This is a genomic window from Pseudonocardia sp. 2-7 (assembly GCF_056341085.1).
This window is the reverse complement of record NZ_CP094507.1, coordinates 818,924-835,943: the sequence shown is the minus strand read 5'-3', so window position 1 is coordinate 835,943 and position 17,020 is coordinate 818,924. Positions and strand designations below refer to the sequence as shown.

General features: G+C 73.9%; 17 protein-coding genes and 1 tRNA gene. 9 read left to right on the top strand and 9 right to left on the bottom strand.

Features of this window, described 5'->3' with window-relative positions:
* Positions 1-97: 97 nt before the first annotated feature.
* The 3 genes from MTO91_RS04230 to MTO91_RS04220 are packed head-to-tail and all read left to right on the top strand — an operon-like array spanning position 98 to position 3,248.
* Positions 98-1,696 (top strand): replication initiator, encoded by a 1,599-nt coding sequence (locus MTO91_RS04230; RefSeq protein ID WP_476654807.1) that lies wholly within the window; start codon positions 98-100, stop codon positions 1,694-1,696.
* A complete protein-coding gene (locus MTO91_RS04225; RefSeq protein WP_476653851.1) occupies positions 1,693-1,881 on the top strand; it encodes a helix-turn-helix transcriptional regulator in 189 nt (62 codons plus the stop codon). Before MTO91_RS04230 ends, MTO91_RS04225 begins: the two co-directional genes overlap by 4 nt.
* On the top strand, positions 1,881-3,248 hold the full coding sequence (locus MTO91_RS04220; RefSeq protein WP_476653850.1) for a tyrosine-type recombinase/integrase: 1,368 nt from the start codon (positions 1,881-1,883) through the stop codon (positions 3,246-3,248). Before MTO91_RS04225 ends, MTO91_RS04220 begins: the two co-directional genes overlap by 1 nt.
* 137 nt (positions 3,249-3,385) lie before the next feature.
* Here MTO91_RS04220 and MTO91_RS04215 read toward each other — a convergent pair.
* Positions 3,386-3,458: transfer RNA gene (locus MTO91_RS04215), tRNA-Leu, on the bottom strand.
* Between the two features lie 33 nt (positions 3,459-3,491).
* On the opposite strand from MTO91_RS04215, the gene MTO91_RS04210 reads away from it, so the two are divergent.
* Positions 3,492-4,310 carry a class I SAM-dependent methyltransferase gene (locus MTO91_RS04210; protein ID WP_405419329.1) on the top strand — a complete coding sequence of 273 codons (819 nt, stop codon included), beginning with the start codon at positions 3,492-3,494 and terminating at the stop codon, positions 4,308-4,310.
* A 98-nt stretch (positions 4,311-4,408) separates the two neighbouring features.
* On the opposite strand, the gene MTO91_RS04205 is transcribed toward MTO91_RS04210, so the two are convergent.
* Entirely contained in the window at positions 4,409-5,125 is a 717-nt protein-coding gene (locus MTO91_RS04205) for a uracil-DNA glycosylase (protein ID WP_405419330.1), read from the bottom strand.
* A complete protein-coding gene (locus MTO91_RS04200) occupies positions 5,122-6,075 on the bottom strand; it encodes a Ppx/GppA phosphatase family protein (protein WP_251785847.1) in 954 nt (317 codons plus the stop codon). The genes MTO91_RS04205 and MTO91_RS04200 overlap by 4 nt, the downstream gene beginning before the upstream one ends.
* Positions 6,076-6,161: 86 nt before the next feature.
* Here MTO91_RS04200 and MTO91_RS04195 point away from each other — a divergent pair, with 86 nt between their 5' ends.
* Positions 6,162-7,805 (top strand): acyl-CoA dehydrogenase family protein, encoded by a 1,644-nt coding sequence (locus MTO91_RS04195; RefSeq protein WP_346109108.1) that lies wholly within the window; start codon positions 6,162-6,164, stop codon positions 7,803-7,805.
* Here MTO91_RS04195 and MTO91_RS04190 read toward each other — a convergent pair.
* The 3 genes from MTO91_RS04190 to eno all read right to left on the bottom strand — a co-directional run bounded on the left by MTO91_RS04190 (position 7,802) and on the right by eno (position 10,396).
* Positions 7,802-8,326 carry a DUF501 domain-containing protein gene (locus tag MTO91_RS04190; protein WP_062400304.1) on the bottom strand — a complete coding sequence of 175 codons (525 nt, stop codon included), beginning with the start codon at positions 8,324-8,326 and terminating at the stop codon, positions 7,802-7,804. The genes MTO91_RS04195 and MTO91_RS04190 overlap by 4 nt on opposite strands.
* Positions 8,327-8,330: 4 nt before the next feature.
* A complete protein-coding gene (locus MTO91_RS04185) occupies positions 8,331-8,930 on the bottom strand; it encodes an FtsB family cell division protein (RefSeq protein ID WP_476653849.1) in 600 nt (199 codons plus the stop codon).
* A gap of 170 nt (positions 8,931-9,100) precedes the next feature.
* Positions 9,101-10,396 carry a phosphopyruvate hydratase gene (gene eno, locus MTO91_RS04180; protein ID WP_062400300.1) on the bottom strand — a complete coding sequence of 432 codons (1,296 nt, stop codon included), beginning with the start codon at positions 10,394-10,396 and terminating at the stop codon, positions 9,101-9,103.
* A 153-nt stretch (positions 10,397-10,549) separates the two neighbouring features.
* Here eno and MTO91_RS04175 point away from each other — a divergent pair, with 153 nt between their 5' ends.
* From MTO91_RS04175 to efeB, 4 genes are all read left to right on the top strand, one after another.
* Positions 10,550-10,960 carry a tetratricopeptide repeat protein gene (locus MTO91_RS04175; RefSeq protein ID WP_476653848.1) on the top strand — a complete coding sequence of 137 codons (411 nt, stop codon included), beginning with the start codon at positions 10,550-10,552 and terminating at the stop codon, positions 10,958-10,960.
* A 133-nt stretch (positions 10,961-11,093) separates the two neighbouring features.
* On the top strand, positions 11,094-11,918 hold the full coding sequence (gene efeU / locus MTO91_RS04170; RefSeq protein ID WP_062400298.1) for an iron uptake transporter permease EfeU: 825 nt from the start codon (positions 11,094-11,096) through the stop codon (positions 11,916-11,918).
* A gap of 44 nt (positions 11,919-11,962) precedes the next feature.
* Positions 11,963-13,111 (top strand): iron uptake system protein EfeO, encoded by a 1,149-nt coding sequence (gene efeO, locus MTO91_RS04165; protein ID WP_405419338.1) that lies wholly within the window; start codon positions 11,963-11,965, stop codon positions 13,109-13,111.
* Entirely contained in the window at positions 13,108-14,337 is a 1,230-nt protein-coding gene (gene efeB / locus MTO91_RS04160) for an iron uptake transporter deferrochelatase/peroxidase subunit (protein ID WP_476653847.1), read from the top strand. The genes efeO and efeB overlap by 4 nt, the downstream gene beginning before the upstream one ends.
* Before the next feature lie 53 nt (positions 14,338-14,390).
* Here efeB and MTO91_RS04155 read toward each other — a convergent pair whose 3' ends face one another.
* From MTO91_RS04155 to MTO91_RS04145, 3 genes are read right to left on the bottom strand one after another with little or no spacing between them, the layout of a single operon-like run.
* Entirely contained in the window at positions 14,391-15,128 is a 738-nt protein-coding gene (locus MTO91_RS04155) for a lytic transglycosylase domain-containing protein (protein WP_476653846.1), read from the bottom strand.
* A gap of 42 nt (positions 15,129-15,170) precedes the next feature.
* Positions 15,171-16,097, bottom strand: coding sequence for a nucleoside triphosphate pyrophosphohydrolase (locus MTO91_RS04150; protein ID WP_062400292.1), 927 nt, complete (start codon positions 16,095-16,097; stop codon positions 15,171-15,173).
* Positions 16,097-17,020, bottom strand: a complete 924-nt coding sequence (locus tag MTO91_RS04145) for a SurA N-terminal domain-containing protein (RefSeq protein ID WP_476653845.1) — start codon at positions 17,018-17,020, stop codon at positions 16,097-16,099. Before MTO91_RS04145 ends, MTO91_RS04150 begins: the two co-directional genes overlap by 1 nt.

The window sequence follows — 17,020 nt, the reverse complement described above, 5'->3', positions numbered from 1 at the left end:
CCGGCACACCCGCACTACCCGCCGGAGGTGCCGCGTGAACGCCGCGACCGGCACCGAGCCGATCGACCAGGAGAAGCTCACCCGCGCACAGAAGGCCATGCTCGCGCTCTCGAACGAGGTCGCGACGCAGCTCGCCGAGGACCACGGCGTCTGCATCCGGCCGCTGGCCATGCGCCGCATCGACCAGAGCAGCGGGCGGGTCGACGTCGTCCCCGTCCCGTGCGGGTCCACGCGGGAGGACCAGTGCCGCCCCTGCGCGGAGAAGGCCCGACGCCTGCGCATGGTCCAGTGCCGCGAGGGCTGGCACCTCGAAGACGAACCCATCGTCAAACCCGCCGACCCCACCGCCGCGCAGAAAGAGCTGATGACGGTCCGGGCGGACCTGCACGCCGCCTACACCGACGCCCGCGCCAAGGGCGACGACGCCGAGTGCGAGGAGATCCGCGAGACCGTCGCCGAGGTGGACCAGGAGCTGCGCGCGCTCGGTGTCCGTGGCCGTCTGGCTCCGCTCGACCCGACACCGCAGACCGTGCGGCGCTCTACCCGCCGTCGGCAGGACGCACCGAACCTGCCCCGCCGCCCGGTCGAGGACCGCACCCTCGGACGCGTGTTCGGAGGCAAGTACCGGCCCTCCACGTTCCTCACCCTGACCCTCGACACGTACGGGCGGGTGGACAAGCACGGCGCCGCACTCGACCCGGACACCTACGACTACCGCCGCGCCGCCCGCGACGCGATCCACTTCCCCAAGCTGCTGGACCGGTTCTGGCAGAACACCCGCCGGTGTGTGGGCTGGGACGTGCAGTACTTCGGGACCGTCGAACCACAGAAGCGCGGGGCACCGCACTTCCACGCCGCCATCCGCGGCACCATCCCCCGCTCCGAGCTACGGGCGATCACGGCTGCGACCTACCACCAGGTGTGGTGGCCGGCCCACGACGAGATCGTCTACTCCGGGGACCGGCTGCCGCGGTGGGACAACCACCACAAGACGTTCGTCGACCCCGAGACTCGCGAGCCGCTGCCCACCTGGGACGAGGCCACCGACCCCGACGTCCTCGCGGCTCCGGCGCACACGGTGGTGTTCGGGCCGCAGGTCCACGTCAAGGGCATCCTCGGCGGCTCCGAAGAAGCAGGACGGCACATCGGCTACCTGACCAAGTACCTCACCAAGTCCGTCGGGCAGGCCGCCGGCCTCGACGACACCGCCACGTCTCGCCAGCGGGAGCACGCCCGCCGCCTCGCCGCCGAACTCGCCATCACCCCGTGCTCGCCGCGTTGCCCGATCTGGCTGCTCTACGGCATCGAACCCAAGGGCGCCCGCCCCGGGACGACGCCAGGGCAGTGCAAGGGCAAAGCGCACAAACCCGAGCACCTCGGGATCGCCGGGCGCCGAGTGCTGGTCTCCCGCAAGTGGTCCAACAAGAGCCTGTCGGACCACCGCGCGGAGCGGACCGCGTTCGTTCGGCAACTGCTCGACCGGGCAGGGGTGCAGCCCGCCTACGCCGTCGATGACGGGCCCTTCACCTGGGAGACGACCAAGCCCGGGGACTCGGACGTGCCACCCCGCACGGTGCTGCTGCTCCATGCGATCAACCAACGCTCCCGATGGCGCGCCGACTACGACGCCGCCGTCCTGGCGACCAGCGATGCCCCACCCGACGACCGTTCGGCAACTGAGGGAGCAGCGGCATGACGAAGACGACGGAGCGGCTGACGGTCATGCAGGTGTGCGCCGAACTCGGGATCTCGCGGTCGACGTTCTACGAGTGGCGGGCGAAGAACCGGGCCCCGCGGTGCATCAAGCTCCCCAACGGTGACCTGCGGGTCCGTCGTGTGGAGTTGGAGCGCTGGCTCGATGCACACGAGGAGGCAGCCTGATGGAGACCTCCTACGACGTGCGGATCTGGAAGGTCGAGGTGTACTCGGGCGCACGGACCACGACGCACACCGTGAAGTGGTCGGTTGCTGGGCGACGCTGGCGAGTCCCGTACAAGACTGCGGCTCTGGCTGACGCTTTCAGGTCCGAGCTGCTGGTCGCTGCGCGGCGTGGCGAGGCGTTCTCACTGGACACCGGTCGTCCGATGTCGATGGATCGCTCCGAACGGCGCGTCGGGTGGCTCGCGTTCGCCCGCGACTACGCAGCGATGAAGTGGCCGCACCTGGCTCCGAACTCGCGGCGCAACACGGCGCGGGCGCTGACCAACGCCACTTTCGCGCTGATCACGAGTGAGCGAGGCCGACCGGACGACGCCACGTTGCGCAAGGCTCTGACCGCGTGGGCGTTCAACGTCCGGGCCAGCACGAATACCGCGCCGCCGGAGCCGATCGCGCGTGCGTTGGCATGGCTGGAACGGAACACCCGTGAGGTGGGTGACCTGGCCGAACCGGCCGTCGTACGCGCTGTCCTGGACGCACTGACAGTTCGTGGCGACGGTGGCCGTGCAGCCCCGGCCTCGATCGCTCGGCAACGTGGCGTCGTGGTCAACCTCGGCGAGTACGCGGTGGAGCGTCGGCTCCTGACCCGCAACCCGGTGACCGCGATTGCGTGGAAGATCCCGCGCACGGTGAAGACGGTGGACAAGCGAGCGGTCGTCAACACCGTCCAGGCCCGCGCCCTGCTGTCCGCCGTCGGCAGCCAGAAGCCGAGCGGCCCGGGCCTGGTCGCCTTCTTCGGCCTGCTCTACTACGCCGCGCTGCGGCCGGGTGAGGCTGTGACACTCCGCGCCGCTGACCTTCAACTTCCCGACGAGGGCTGGGGCGAGTTGCTGCTGACCGGATCCACCCCGGAGGCCGGCGCTTCCTGGACCGACAACGGCCGACGCCGCGAGGAGCGAGAGTTGAAGCACCGGGCCCGCGGTGAGACCCGCTCGGTCCCGTCTCCCCCACCGCTCACCGTCCTGCTGCGGGCGCACCTCGCCGAGCACGGCACGACGCCGGACGGCCGGCTGTTCCGCGGTGTCCGCGGTGGTGATCTCCCGGAGGGCACCTACTGCCGGGTATGGCGGAAAGCTCGCGCGAGCGCTCTCACCGAGTCGGAGGCCGCTTCGCCGCTCGCCCAACGCCCCTACGACCTCCGCCACGCCGCGGTCTCGACATGGCTCAACGCGGGGGTGCCCTCGACCCAGGTCGCCGAGTGGGCCGGACACAGCGTCGCCGTCCTGCACCAGATCTACGCGAAGTGCATCGTCGGCCAGGAGGACGCCGCCCGGCAGAGGATTGCCGACGCCCTTGGGGCTACCCCGTGAGCGACGAAACTTCGGTACGTATTCGGTACAGCCACCCGCCGAGCACCGGTCAGGGCCGGGCACGACCGGACAACATCATCTCGGCTTCGTCGGATGTAATTGCTGGTCAGAGGGGTATTCTCGACGTGGAAGCGGGGTGCCCCCGGTCGGACTCGAACCGACACTGGGACCCTTTTAAGGGGCCTGCCTCTGCCGTTGGGCTACGGGGGCGCCGCGACAGCGTAGCCAGGGCGGGAAGGACTCATGCCGAGCACCGAGAAGGTCGACCTCCGGGGCGCCGCGGCGACCCTGCTGATGACCCTCTACATGCGACGCCTGGACGCCCGGTCCCGCCGCCCGATCCTGGGCGACCCGTGGTCGGAGCCCGTCTGGGACCGCATCGACCACGACGTCCACGGCCTCTGGCAGTTCACCGGCGACGTCTCGACCATCGTGTGCCGCGCCGCGATCCTCGACGGCTGGACACGGGAGTTCCTCTCCGCCGAGCCCGCCGGGCAGGTCCTGCACCTGGGCTGCGGGCTGGACAGCAGGCCGTTGCGGGTCGGGGTGCCCTCGACGTGCCGCTGGGTCGACGTCGACCAGCCCGAGGTGATGGAGGTCCGACGCCGGCTCTACGACCTCCCCGACAGCATCGAGCAGGTCTCCGGCTCCGTCACCGACGACGACTGGTGGCCCGCCGTCGACCCGACGCTGCCGACGCTCGTCGTCGCCGAGGGGCTGTTCATGTACGTCCCGGCCGAGGCCGTGCACGCCACCGTCGACCGGGTCGTGTCCGGAACCCCCGCGGCGACGCTGGCGTTCGACGCCGTCGCCCCGTGGACGGTGCGTGCCTCGCGGTGGACGCCGACGTTCCGCGCCGTCGGTACCGAGTTCCGGTGGTCGTGGAGTCCCGCGGAGTTCGCGCACCGGCACCCGTCGCTGACCGAGCGCGACGACATCTCGATCTACGACGAGGTGTCCCTGCGTGAGCCGCGGGTGTGGCTGCGCCCGCTGTTGTCGGCGGCCGGACACCTCCCCGCCATGCAGGACGCGATGCGCCTGCACCGCTTCACCACCGGCTGAGCCCCGGGACCGGGACGCCCGCCGAGATGCAGCTCAGCGGGCGGCGCCCCGTACCGGAACCCCGCTGAGCTGCATCTCGGCGGCGGCAGCGGCGACGTTCATCGTCGGATCGGCGACAATCCCGCGGCCCGCGCGGTGTCCGCCAGGACCTGCTCGACCATGGCCGGGGTCAGCCGGCCGGTGAAGGTGTTCTGCTGGCTCACGTGGTAGCAGCCGAACAGCTCCAGCGGCTCCCGGTCGGGCCGGGCCGGGGCCAGCGTCACCGACGCCCCGTGCCCGAACTTCGGGGCCGGCCGCGGGACCGTCCACCCCGCCCCGGCGAGCACCGGCAGCAGCGCCTGCCACCCGAAGCCGCCGAGCACCATGACCCCGCGGACCGTCGGCGCGAGCAGGTCGAGCTCCTGCTCCAACCAGTTCCGGCAGGCGTCGCGCTCCGCCGGGGTCGGCTTGTTCGCCGGCGGCGCGCAGTGCACGGGCGCGGTGATCCGGACCCCGTGGAGCTCCAGGCCGTCGCCGATGTGCGAGGCGGTCGGCTGCGAGGCCAGTCCGACGGCGTGCAGCGCGGCGTAGAGCACGTCGCCGCTGCGGTCGCCGGTGAACATGCGCCCGGTCCGGTTGGCGCCGTGCGCGGCGGGAGCCAGCCCGACGATCAGCATCCGCGCGTCGGGCTGGCCGAAGCCGGGCACCGGGCGTCCCCAGTAGGTCTCGTCGCGGAACGCGGCCCGCTTCTCCCGGGCCACCTGCTCGCGCCACTCGACCAGCCGCGGACAGGCCCGGCACTCGGAGATCCGCTGGTCCAGGACCGCCAGGTTCATGCGATCGATCGCGCGATCCCGTCGAGGATGTCGTGCTCGGAGACGACGACCCGGTCGATCCCGGCGCGCGCATGCAGCTCGTCGGCCAGGGCCTGCACGACCAGCGCCCCGGCACCGATGACGTCGACGCGGCCCGGGTGCAGCGAACCGTGCTTCTCCCGCTCCGCCCGCGACGACCGGATCAGCAGGTCGGCGACCCGGTGCAGGTCCTCGCGGGTCAGCGTCGAGCCGTGCACCTGCTCGCGGTCGTAGGCGGGCAGCTCCTGGGCGATCCCGGACAGCGAGGTGATCGTCCCGGCCACCCCGACCCAGGTCGTCGCGGTCTCGAGCGGCACCGATGCGAACGCCTCGGCCAGCACCTCGGCGGCGACCGCACGCGCGGAGTCGATCTCGGCGTCCGACGGCGGGTCCGAGGGCAGGCAGCGCTCGGTCAGCCGCACCGACCCCATGTCGACCGACTTCGCCGCGGTCACCACGGCGACCCCGTCGCGCAGCTCCCCCACGACGACCTCGGTGGACCCGCCGCCGACGTCGGTCACCACGAACGGGCCGTCGTCGGGGTCGAGGTCGCCGACGGCGCCGACGAACGACAGGCGCGCCTCCTCGTCGCCGGAGATGATCTCCGCCTCGACGCCCAGGGTGTCGCGGACCATCGCGAAGAAGTCCTCGCGGTTCGACGCGTCCCGGGTCGCCGACGTCGCGACCATCCGGATCCGCTCGGCTCCCTTGCGGCGGGCGGCGACGGCGTAGTCGACCAGCGCCACCCGGGTCCGCTCCAGCGCCTCCGGGTCGAGCCGGCCGGTCGCGTCGACGCCCTTGCCCAGCCGCACGATCCGCATCTCGCGGTGCAGGTCGCGCAGCTCCTTCTGCCCGTCGAACGCCTCGGTCACGTCGGCGACCAGCAGCCGGATCGAATTGGTTCCGCAGTCGATGGCGGCGACCCGCGACATCGGCACTCCCTGCTCTCGGCGACCGTCGGGCCTCACCGTAGTCGGGATCGGCCGGTGGAGCCGCCCGTCCGGGTTACCCTCCGGTAATGGCGACGACGCACACCCCGGCCCCGGTGTCCGACCTCGGCACCCACGAGGTCCTCAACCAGGTCCCGCCGCGCTCGGACGGCGACCTGCTCTCCGCGGACCCGGCCGTCGTCGAGGCGCTCGCGCGGGAGGGCGGGGACGCGGCGGCGCTGGAGTCGGTGGCCGCGGCCGTCGGGACCGCGGAGCACCGCGAGCACGCCCGCTCCGCGAACGCCTGCGAGCCGGAGCTGCGCACGCACGACCGCACGGGGCACCGCGTCGACGAGGTCACGTTCCACCCGTCCTGGCACGCGCTGATGCGCACCAGCGTCGGACACGGCCTCGCCGCCGCTCCGTGGGCGGAGGAGCCCGGGACCGGCGCGCACGTCACCCGCGCGGCGGGCTTCTACCTCACCTCGCAGGTCGAGCAGGGTCACCTGTGCCCGATCTCGATGACCTACGCGTCGGTGCCCGCGCTGCGGCACGCGCCCGAGCTCGCCGCCGCCTACGAACCCGGTCTGACCGCCCGCCGCTATGTGCCCGGCCTCGCCGTCCCGGCCGGCAAGGACGGCCTCCTCGCGGGCATGTCGATGACCGAGAAGCAGGGCGGCTCCGACGTCCGCGCCGGCACCACCGTCGCCACCCCGCAGCCCGACGGCAGCTACCGCCTGACCGGGCACAAGTGGTTCACCAGCGCCCCGATGAACGACCTGTTCCTCACCCTCGCCCAGGCCCCCGGCGGGCTGACCTGCCTGGTCCTGCCCCGGGTGCTGCCCGACGGCACCCGCAACGCGATCCGGCTGCAGCGGCTCAAGGACAAGCTCGGCAACCGGTCCAACGCGTCGTCGGAGATCGAGTACGCGGGCGCGGTCGGCTGGCGGGTCGGCGACGAGGGCCGCGGCGTCCGGACGATCATCGAGATGGTCTCGATGACCCGGCTGGACTGCGTGCTGGGCTCCGCGGCGACCGCGCGGGCCGCGGTCACCGAGGCCGCGCACCACGTCGCGCACCGGTCCGCGTTCGGGGCGCGGCTCGCCGACCAGCCCCTGATGCGGGAGGTCCTCGCCGAGCTCGCCGCCGAGACCGAGGCCGCGACCGTCCTGGCGCTGCGGCTGGCCGGCGCCGTCGACCGGGGTGAGTCGGCGCTGCTGCGCCTGGCCCTGCCGGTGTCGAAGTACCTGGTGTGCAAGCGGACCTCGACCGTCGTCGCCGAGGCGCTGGAGTGCCTGGGCGGCAACGGCTACGTCGAGGAGTCCGACCTGCCCCGGCTCTACCGGGAGGCGCCGCTGAACTCGATCTGGGAGGGCTCGGGCAACGTCACCGCGCTCGACGCGCTGCGCGCCATCGCCCGCGAGCCGCACGCCGTCGAGGCGCTGCTCGCCGAGATCGACCTCGCCGCGGGAGCCGACCCGCGGCTGGACGCGACGGTCACCGCGCTGCGCGCCGAGCTGACCGCGCCGGAGGAGCGCCGGGCCCGCCGTCTCGCGGAGCTGGCCGCGCTGGCGCTGCAGGGGTCGCTGCTGGTGCGCCACGCACCGACGGCCGTCGCGGACGTCTTCCTCGCGACCCGGCTCGACGCCGACGGGCCGCTGCGCACCGCCGGGACCCGGCCGGGCAAGGACAGCGTCGGGGTGCTGCTGGAGCGGGCGACGCCGGGGATCTAGAGGCAGGGCGGTCCGGACCGCCACCACTCCCCGATCTCGTCGAGGGCCTCGTCGCCGAACGGGTTCACCCCGGACCCGGCGGCGAGGGCATGCGCGACGTGCACGTGCAGGCACTTGACCCGGTCCGGCATCCCCCCGGCCGTGACGTCGGGGTGCGTGGCGAGCGGCTCGATGGCGTCGCGCTCGGCGAGGTAGGTCTCGTGGGCGCGACGGTAGGCGGCGGCCAGCTCGTCGTCGACGGCCAGCCGCTCCTCCATCTCCCGCATCCGGCCCTCGGCCTCGAGGGTCCCGATCCGCGACGCCAGCCGGGCGCAGGTCAGGTAGTACAGCGTCGGGAACGGAGTGCCGTCGGGCAGCCGCGGCGCGGTCTGCACGACCGCCGGGTGCCCGGACGGGCAGCGGTAGGCGACCGCGAGGACCCCGCGCGGGGCGCGACCGAGCTGGTCGGCGACGGCGTCGAGGTCGGCCTGGGCGACCGGGCCCGGCTCCAGACCGGGCGGACGGGAACGAGTGCTGCTCACGCCCTCATCGTCGCGGGTCGCCCGTGACGTCGTTCCAGAGGGTGTGGAACCAGGGCACGCCGGGCTCGGCCTGGCCGTCCTCGACGACCGGCGCCGGCGGAGCCGGGAACTGCACGACGTAGGGGGTCTCCCCCGGCTGGACCATCCCGAGCCGGGACCGGGCCTGGACCTCGACCTCGGCCGGGTCCGAGAGCCGGGCGCGGTCGGAGGACAGCCGCGCGACGTCGGCCTCCAGCGCCCGCTGCCGGTCGGAGACGTCGGCCAGCTCCTGGCGCTGGGCGACGAAGTTGTGCAGCGGCACCGCGACGGTCAGCGCGAGCGCGCAGACCACGATGGCCAGGATGGCGGCCCGCTTCGTCGACGACAGGCCCAGCATCCCGGTCGTGCGGGCGACGACCTCACCGGCGCGGGACCGGGCGCGGGTCAGACGGGGCCGGGCGCCCTGCGGTCCGGCCGGCCGCGACCGCGCACCGGAGCCGCCCGTCGACGCGGGGGCCCGCGCCGAGCGTGCGGTCGTGGTCCGCGGCTTGGCCGCGGCACGGCCACGCCCCGTGCCGGTCGTGCGCGCACGAGCGTCCCGTCCACGTCCCCGACGGTCCGCCATGCACCCTCCCGTCCGTCCCGGGTTCCCTCACCCGTCGGTGCCGCCCGTGCCCCTCCGTGGCGACCCGTCCAGCATGCCGCCCGATCGGGCACCGGTGGGGGTGCCGCGCCGGACCGTCCGCAGACGATCCGGGCGGCACCGGCGTCACCGACGGGGGAACGACCGGAGCGTCAGCTCTGGCCGGGCACCTGGTAGCGCGGGAACGCCAGCTCGCCGTTGTAGCGCGCGGCGTCACCGAGCAGCTCCTCGATGCGCAGCAGCTGGTTGTACTTCGCCACCCGCTCGGACCGCGCCGGGGCGCCGGTCTTGATCTGGCCGCAGCCGGTCGCGACGGCGAGGTCCGCGATGGTGACGTCCTCGGTCTCCCCGGAACGGTGGCTCATCATGCAGCGGTACCCCGCGTTGTGCGCCATCGTCACCGCATCGAGGGTCTCGGACAGGGTGCCGATCTGGTTGACCTTCACCAGCAGCGCGTTCGCGGCGCCCCGGGCGATGCCGTCCTCGAGCCGCTCCGGGTTGGTGACGAACAGGTCGTCGCCGACGAGCTGCACCTTGTCGCCGATGGCCTCGGTGAGGCCGACCCAGCCGTCCCAGTCGTTCTCGTCCAGCGGGTCCTCGATGGACACCAGCGGGTAGGAGTCGACCAGCTCGGCCCACACCTCGGACAGCTTGTCCGCGGTGATCTTCTTGCCCTCGAAGGAGTACTTGCCGGCGTCGTGGAACTCGGTCGCCGCGACGTCGAGCGCCAGCACGACGTCGGTACCCAGGGTGTAGCCGGCCCGCTGCACGGCGGCGGCGATCAGGTCGAGCGCCCCGCGGGTGCCGCCCTTGACGTCGGGGGCGAAACCACCCTCGTCGCCGAGGCCGGTCGACAGGCCCTTGTCCTTCAGCTCCGACTTCAGCGCGTGGTAGACCTCCGCGCCCCAGCGCAGCGCCTCGCGGAAGGTCTCCGCACCGATCGGGGCGACCATGAACTCCTGCACGTCGACGGAGGTGTCGGCGTGCGCACCACCGTTGAGGATGTTCATCATCGGGACCGGCAGGACGTGCGCGTTGGAGCCGCCGACGTAGCGGAACAGCTCCAGGCCCGAGGACTCCGCCCCGGCCTTCGCGACGGCCAGCGACACGCCCAGCAGGGCGTTGGCGCCGAACTTCGACTTGTCCGGGGTGCCGTCGAGGTCGACGAGGCGCTGGTCGACCAGTCGCTGGTCCACCGCCTCGACGCCGACGAGCTCCGGCCCGATCTCGTCGAGGACGGCCGCGACGGCCTTCTCGACGCCCTTGCCGCCGTAGCGGTTCTTGTCGCCGTCCCGCAGCTCGACGGCCTCGTGTTCGCCGGTCGAGGCGCCCGACGGGACCGCGGCACGCGCCAGCGTGCCGTCGTCCAGCGCGACCTCGACCTCCACCGTGGGGTTGCCCCGGGAATCGAGGATCTCGCGTGCCCCGACCTGCTCGATGACCGCCACCGTGACTCCTGTTCTGATCGCGGGTGTCGTCCGGTGCGTCAGCGTAGTCACCGGTCGGCCCCCGGCGGGGGACGCTTGCGTCACCCTGCTCCGCACCGGCGGTCTGTCAAGACCTCGCATCCCGCCCGGATCGCACCTAACGTAAGGGTGACCATGAGCAGTCCCCGTGCGAACCACCAGGACCCGGTCGCGGCGTTCCGCCGTGCCGACCGGCTGCTCTCGCGGCACCGCCCGCTCGAGGCGCTCGACGCGCTCCGCCCGGTCCTCGACGCCCACGGTCCGGACGAACCCGGCGACGCCTCGGTGCACCTGCTCGCCGGCCGCGCCTACCTCGACTCGGCACAGCTGCGGAAGGCCGAGGCGGCGTTCGTCCGGGTCGTCGAGATGGACCCGGCCGACCACTACGCGCGCTTCGCACTCGGCAAGACGCTGCAGCGCCAGGGCAGGCTCGGCGAGGCCGAGACGCAGCTGAAGATCGCCTCGGCGATGGATCCGCGCCCGGAGTACCAGGAGGCACTGGGCGAGGTGCGGGCCCACATCGCGCTCGCACCCGACCGTCCCTGACGTGCGAAAACGGATCTTCCGGGGCGAATGCCGCGCGACACTTCCCCGCTCGATCGGGTGAGGTTAGCCTTCCCGCCTGGCAGCACACCCTCACCTGGTGACTGCTCGTCGTGGTCACGCTGCAGGAGGTCGCATGCTGGGGAACGCGCTCATCGGGCTGCGCGAAGGGCTCGAGGCCGCACTGGTCGTGGCGATCCTGGTCGCGTTCCTGGTCCGCACCGGGCGTCGCTCCGAGCTGCCCAGGGTGTGGGCGGGCGTCGCGCTCGCCGTCGCCGTCAGCGTCGGCGTCACGCTCGGGCTGACCCTGACCCAGCAGGCACTGACCTTTGAGGCCCAGGAGGCGCTCGGCGGCTCGCTCTCGATCATCGCGGTCGGCTTCGTCACCTGGATGATCTTCTGGATGCGCTCGCACGGCCGGACCCTGTCCCGGGAGCTGGAGGGCGCCCTGGACCGGGCCGTGTCGATGGGGCCGTGGGCCGTCGTCGTGATGGCGGCACTCGCCGTCGGCCGCGAGGGCCTGGAGACCGCGATCTTCTTCTTCGCCGCCGCGCAGGCCGCGGGCGAGACGGCCGGGCCGCTGGTCGGGTTCCTGATCGGCATCGCGATCGCCGTCGCGCTGGCGTACGCGATCTACCGTGGCGCGCTGAAGATCGACCTGGGCCGGTTCTTCACCGTCACCGGCTTCCTGCTGATCTTCGTCGCCGCCGGGATCCTCGCCTACGGCGTGCACGACCTGCAGGAGGCCGGGATCCTGCCGGGGCTGACCACGTTGGCCTTCGACGTCAGCGACGTGATCCCCGCCGACTCCTGGTACGGCACGCTCCTCAAGGGGATCTTCAACTTCTCACCGCAGACGACCGTGCTCGAGGCCGTCGTCTGGTCGCTCTACGTCGTGGTGGTCCTGGCGCTGTTCCTGCGCCCCGCCCGCCGGCGCGCCCCCGCCACCACCGACGCCTGAACCCCGCACCGTCCACGGTGTCGACCCCTCTAGGAGAACGCACGATGTCCCCCGTCACGCGCACGGCCGCCGGCCTGGCGTCGCTCACCGTCGCCGGCGCGCTGCTGGCCGGCTGCACCTCGACCGCCCCCACGGCGCAGGGAGCGGGCGACGGCGGCCCGATCACCGTGAACGCCACCGACACCGCCTGCGAGATCTCGACCGCGCAGGCCCCGGCCGGCACCGTCACCTTCCGGATCACCAACGCCGGCAGCAAGGTCACCGAGTTCTACCTCTACGCCACCGGTGACCGGATCATGGGCGAGGTCGAGAACATCGGCCCGGGGCTGTCCCGCGACCTGATCGTCGAGGTCCCCGACGGCGGCACCTACACCACCGCCTGCAAGCCCGGCATGTCCGGCGACGGCATCCGCGCCCCGTTCACCGTGACCGGCTCGGCGCAGCGTGCCACCGACGCGAACGCCCAGCTGGCCGCGGCCACCGCCGGCTACAAGCGCTACGTCGACTCCCAGGTCGGCGCGCTCGTCCCGAAGACCCAGGAGTTCGCCGACGCGGTCAAGGCCGGCGAGGTCGAGAAGGCCAAGGCGCTGTTCCCGGTCGCGCGCACCTACTGGGAGCGCATCGAGCCCGTCGCCGAGTCCTTCGGCGACATCGACCCGAGGATCGACGGCCGGGAGGACGACGAGCGTGACCCGGGCGTCGGGTTCACCGGGTACCACCGGCTGGAGAAGGACCTGTGGGTCACCGGCCTCCAGCCCGACTCGGCCGCGATCGCCGACCGGCTCACCGCCGACATCACCGACCTGGCCGCGCGCACCCGGACCGTCGAGCTGACCCCGGTCCAGCTCGCGAACGGTGCGAAGGAGCTCCTCGACGAGGTCGCCACCGGCAAGATCACCGGCGAGGAGGACCGCTACTCCCACACCGACCTGTGGGACTTCGCCGCGAACGTCGAGGGCTCCCGCGCCGCGGTCGCCGCACTCCGCCCGACGATCGACGCCAACGACCCCGCGCTCGGCCCGGTGCTCGACCAGCGGTTCGAGGCCGTCGAGACGCTGCTGCAGGGCTACCGGGTCGGCGACGGCTACCGGCTCTACACCCAGCTGACCCCGGAGGACACCCGCGCGATGACCGCGGCCGTCGACGCGCTGTCCGAGCCGGTCAGCAAGGTCGCGGGCACCGTGACGGCATGAGCCCGTGGCACCTGTCCCGGCGACGGCTGTTCGGCCTCGCCGGCGCCGGAGCGGCGCTGGCCGGGGCGGGCGCGGCCGCGGGCTACGGGCTGTCCGGCGCACCCGCCGCCGACGGCGTCGTCGCCTTCCGCGGCGAGCACCAGGCCGGGATCGTCACCCCGGCCCAGGACCGGCTGCACTTCGTCGCGCTCGACCTCACCTCGACCGACCGCGCCGCCGTCGCCGACCTGCTGCGCCGCTGGACCGCCGCGGCCGAGCGCATGACGAGCGGCCGGGAGACCGCCGAGGGCGGCGCGATCCCGGCCAACCGCTACGCCGCCCCGGCCGACACCGGCGAGGCGCTCGGGCTCCCGGCCGCGTCGCTGACGCTGACCTTCGGCGTGGGCCCGGGGTTCTTCGACAAGCTCGGGATCCCCGACCGCCGCCCGCCCCAGCTCGCCGGGCTCCCCCGGTTCCAGGGCGACCGGCTCGACCCGGCCCGCTCCGGCGGGGACCTGTGCATCCAGGCCTGCGCCGACGATCCGCAGGTGGCCGTGCACGCGGTCCGCAACCTGGTCCGCGACGGCTTCGGCGTCACCGAGGTGCGCTGGTCGCAGCTGGGCTTCGGGCGGACGTCGTCGACCTCGACCGGGCAGGCGACCCCGCGCAACCTGTTCGGATTCAAGGACGGCACGAACAACCTCAAGGCCGAGGAGCCCGATCTGCTCGCGCAGCACGTGTGGGTCGGCGACGAGGGCCCGGACTGGCTGCGCGGCGGGTCCTACCTGGTCACCCGCCGGATCCGGATGCACATCGAGACCTGGGACCGCTCCGGGCTCGACGAGCAGGAGCAGATCATCGGCCGGGACAAGGGTGAGGGCGCTCCGTTGACCGGCACGGCCGAGTTCGACCTCGCCGACCTGGCCGCCTCCGGTCCGTCGGGGCCGGTCATCCCGGACGACAGCCACATCCGGCTCGCCTCCGCCGAGGCGAACGGTGGCGCTCGGCTGCTGCGGCGCGGCTACAACTTCGTCGACGGCACCGACGGCCGCGGCCACCTCGACGCCGGGCTGTTCTTCGTCGCGTTCGTGCGCGACCCGCTGACGCAGTACGTGCCGATGCAGCGCAGGCTGGCCCGGTCCGACGCGCTCAGCGAGTACCTGGAGCACAACGGCTCGGCGGTGTTCGCGGTCCCACCCGGCCTCGCCGAGGGCGACGACCACTGGGGCCGCGCGCTCCTCGCCTGACCCGCACGCCGCGTCCCACCGGCACGGCCGCGCCCGCCGGGGGGCGGGCCGGGTCAGGGGGCCGGCGGCGCCGGGACGGCGGTGCGCTGCGCGTAGTCCGCGGCGGCGGACCACACGTCGCGGGCGTAGTCGCCCGAGGCGTTGTAGGCGAGCACCCCTCGCCACCAGTCCCCGGCGTCGGCGACGTCGCGCCCGTTCGCGCACAGGTACCCGGCCGCGGCGAGCGCGGCGTCGTCGACCTGCTGCGGGTCGGCGACGCCGTCACCGTTGCCGTCCGCGCCGTAGCGCGCCCAGGTCCCGGGCAGGAACTGCATCGGCCCGACCGCGCGGTCCAGCACCGGGTCGCCGTCGAGGCGGCCGCCGTCGGTGTCGGCCACCCGGCGGGTGCCGCCGGTGCCGTCGAGCGGGATGCCGATGATCGGCGGGTCGACGCGGCCGTCCGGGCCGGGCTCGGCGCCGCGGAAGGTCGCGTGCCGGGACTCGATCCGCCCGAGCCCGGCCAGCGTCGCCCAGCTCAGCCGGCAGTCCGGGGTGCGCTCGCGCTGGCGCAGCTCGGCGTTCGCGTAGGCCTGCAGGGTCCGCTCGGGGATCTCGGCCTCGGCCGCGGTCGCCCGGGCCCACGCGACGACGTCGGTGCCCGCCGGCAGCGGCGCGGACGCAGGCGGGGCGGACTGCCTGTCGACCGGGGTCCGGGGCAGCGACGGCCCGAAGTCCGGGCCGGTCGCCAGCGAGACGAGCACGATCAGGGCCAGGATGCCGCCGATGGCCGCGAGCAGCGACTGGGTGCGCACGCTCACACGTTACCGGCGGGTATCACCCGATCGGGGTGGGGGTCAGGGACCGTCCCAGTAGCGGCGCCAGTCCTCGGCGGTCAGCGCGTGCGGGTCGAGCCCGTCGGCGGCGGCGGCCTTCTCCGCCGACCGCACCCGCGCCTCGAACTCCCGGGCGGCCGTGCGGAGCGCGGCCTCCGGGTCGGCACCGCCGAGCTGTGCGGCCGCGGCCAGCCGGAACAGCGCCGCACCGGCACCGTCGTCGGCGGGCAGCAGGTCCGCGGGCAGCCCCGCCTTCGCCGTGCGGGAGGTCAGCTTCGCGGCGAGCGCGACGGCCGGCTGGACCGTCGCGATGCCGTCGACACTGGACTCGCGCTGCTTCTCGGCGCGCTTGAGCTCGTCCCAGCGGCGGTCCTGGTCGGCGGCCGTGGCGACCTGCTCCCCCGCGGCGAACACGTGCGGGTGGCGGCCGACGAGCTTGTCGACCAGCCCGGTCGCGACCTCGTCGATCCCGAACGGGGCGCCGTCGTGCTCGGTGGCGACGCGGGCGTGGAACAGCACCTGCAGCAGGACGTCGCCGAGCTCCTCGCGCAGCTCGGTGCGGTCACCGTCCTCGATGGACTGGTAGAGCTCGTAGCACTCCTCGACGAGGTAGCGCAGCAGCGAGGTGTGGGTCTGCTCGGCGTCCCACGGGCAGCCGCCGGGCGAGCGCAGCCGATCCATCACCGCGACGGCGTCGAGCACCGCGTGCCCGGTGGGCGGCGGCACCGCACCGGGGTGCGCGGCGGCGGGGTGGCCCGCCGGGACCAGCAGCACCGTGCCGTCGGCGAGCCCGGCGGGGTCGGTGCCGGTCCAGTCGGCGGCACCGGCGGCGGCGCCGGCGTCGAGACCGGGCACGGCGAGCACGTCGGTCGCGGAGCGCAGCAGCGGCAGCGCCGCGGCCGGGAGCGCGGCCCCGCGCCGGGGGCAGACGACGACCGTGGCGGCCATCAGGGAGCGGGCGGGGTCGGGTTGCCCGCGGCGACCGGGAACACCACGGAGGCGTCCTCGGCGGTCGGTACGGCGAGCATCTGGATCGGGTCCCACTCGCCGTAGCGGGGGTTGAGCTGCACCCCGGTGCGCAGCGCGGTGGGGGTGAGCATGCGGATGCCGGCCTCGGACAGCGACCGCTGGTCCAGCTGGCCGACCGCGTCGCCCGGGGCGGGGGCGCCGAGGTCGCGCTCGGTCACCCGCACCACGACCCAGCCCTGGCCGCTACCCAGCGGGAACGCCGCGACCCAGCCGGCCGGGATCCCGATCAGCGGGGTGAGCGCGGCCTGCGGGGTCTCGGCCGGGCGGATCGCGAGCCCGCGCTGGGTGGTGCCGGCACCGGCCAGCGCCGTCTCGGCCCGCTGCCCGCCGGCGGCGACCTCACGGGCCAGCGTGGTGGCCTGTGCCCGGTCCTGGGCGACCGCGACGTCCGCGGTCACCGACAGCCGCGGCAGCTCGCGGCGGGCGAGCTCGGACAGGGTCAGCTCGTCCCGGGTGGCGGCCTGCGCACCGCCGACCGCCAGCGACGACTCCTGCACCGCCTGCTCGCCGCCCTGCCGGGCGATCGCCGCGGCGACCTGCTGGTCGGACACGGTGACGCCCTGCTCCGGGGCGGCCAGGCCGATCAGGTCGCGGATCACCAGCTGGGACACCACGGCCCGCCCGATGTCGGCCTCGGACCCGCCCTGGGCCTTGAGACCGTCGACCAGCCCGGGCCGGGTGAGCACCGAGGTGATCGCGGGCTGCACGGTGGCGAGCGGGATCGACGTCTCGCCGACGATCGCGGCTGAGTCGACCCGGCTCGGTCCGGTGCCGCAGCCGGCCCCGGTGACAGCGACGGCCCCGACGATCAGCAGGGCGGCGGTGATCCTGCGAGTGCGCAC

Bases quoted from the DNA above. Each gene is read 5' to 3' on its own strand.
- MTO91_RS04230 (WP_476654807.1), top strand. From the start codon at position 98: ATGCTCGCGCTCTCGAACGAGGTCGCGACGCAGCTCGCCGAGGACCAC.
- MTO91_RS04225 (WP_476653851.1), top strand. From the start codon at position 1,693: ATGACGAAGACGACGGAGCGGCTGACGGTCATGCAGGTGTGCGCCGAA.
- MTO91_RS04220 (WP_476653850.1), top strand. From the start codon at position 1,881: ATGGAGACCTCCTACGACGTGCGGATCTGGAAGGTCGAGGTGTACTCG.
- MTO91_RS04210 (WP_405419329.1), top strand. From the start codon at position 3,492: ATGCCGAGCACCGAGAAGGTCGACCTCCGGGGCGCCGCGGCGACCCTG.
- MTO91_RS04205 (WP_405419330.1), bottom strand. From the start codon at position 5,125: ATGAACCTGGCGGTCCTGGACCAGCGGATCTCCGAGTGCCGGGCCTGT.
- MTO91_RS04200 (WP_251785847.1), bottom strand. From the start codon at position 6,075: ATGTCGCGGGTCGCCGCCATCGACTGCGGAACCAATTCGATCCGGCTG.
- MTO91_RS04195 (WP_346109108.1), top strand. From the start codon at position 6,162: ATGGCGACGACGCACACCCCGGCCCCGGTGTCCGACCTCGGCACCCAC.
- MTO91_RS04185 (WP_476653849.1), bottom strand. From the start codon at position 8,930: ATGGCGGACCGTCGGGGACGTGGACGGGACGCTCGTGCGCGCACGACC.
- MTO91_RS04175 (WP_476653848.1), top strand. From the start codon at position 10,550: ATGAGCAGTCCCCGTGCGAACCACCAGGACCCGGTCGCGGCGTTCCGC.
- efeU (WP_062400298.1), top strand. From the start codon at position 11,094: ATGCTGGGGAACGCGCTCATCGGGCTGCGCGAAGGGCTCGAGGCCGCA.
- efeO (WP_405419338.1), top strand. From the start codon at position 11,963: ATGTCCCCCGTCACGCGCACGGCCGCCGGCCTGGCGTCGCTCACCGTC.
- efeB (WP_476653847.1), top strand. From the start codon at position 13,108: ATGAGCCCGTGGCACCTGTCCCGGCGACGGCTGTTCGGCCTCGCCGGC.
- MTO91_RS04150 (WP_062400292.1), bottom strand. From the start codon at position 16,097: ATGGCCGCCACGGTCGTCGTCTGCCCCCGGCGCGGGGCCGCGCTCCCG.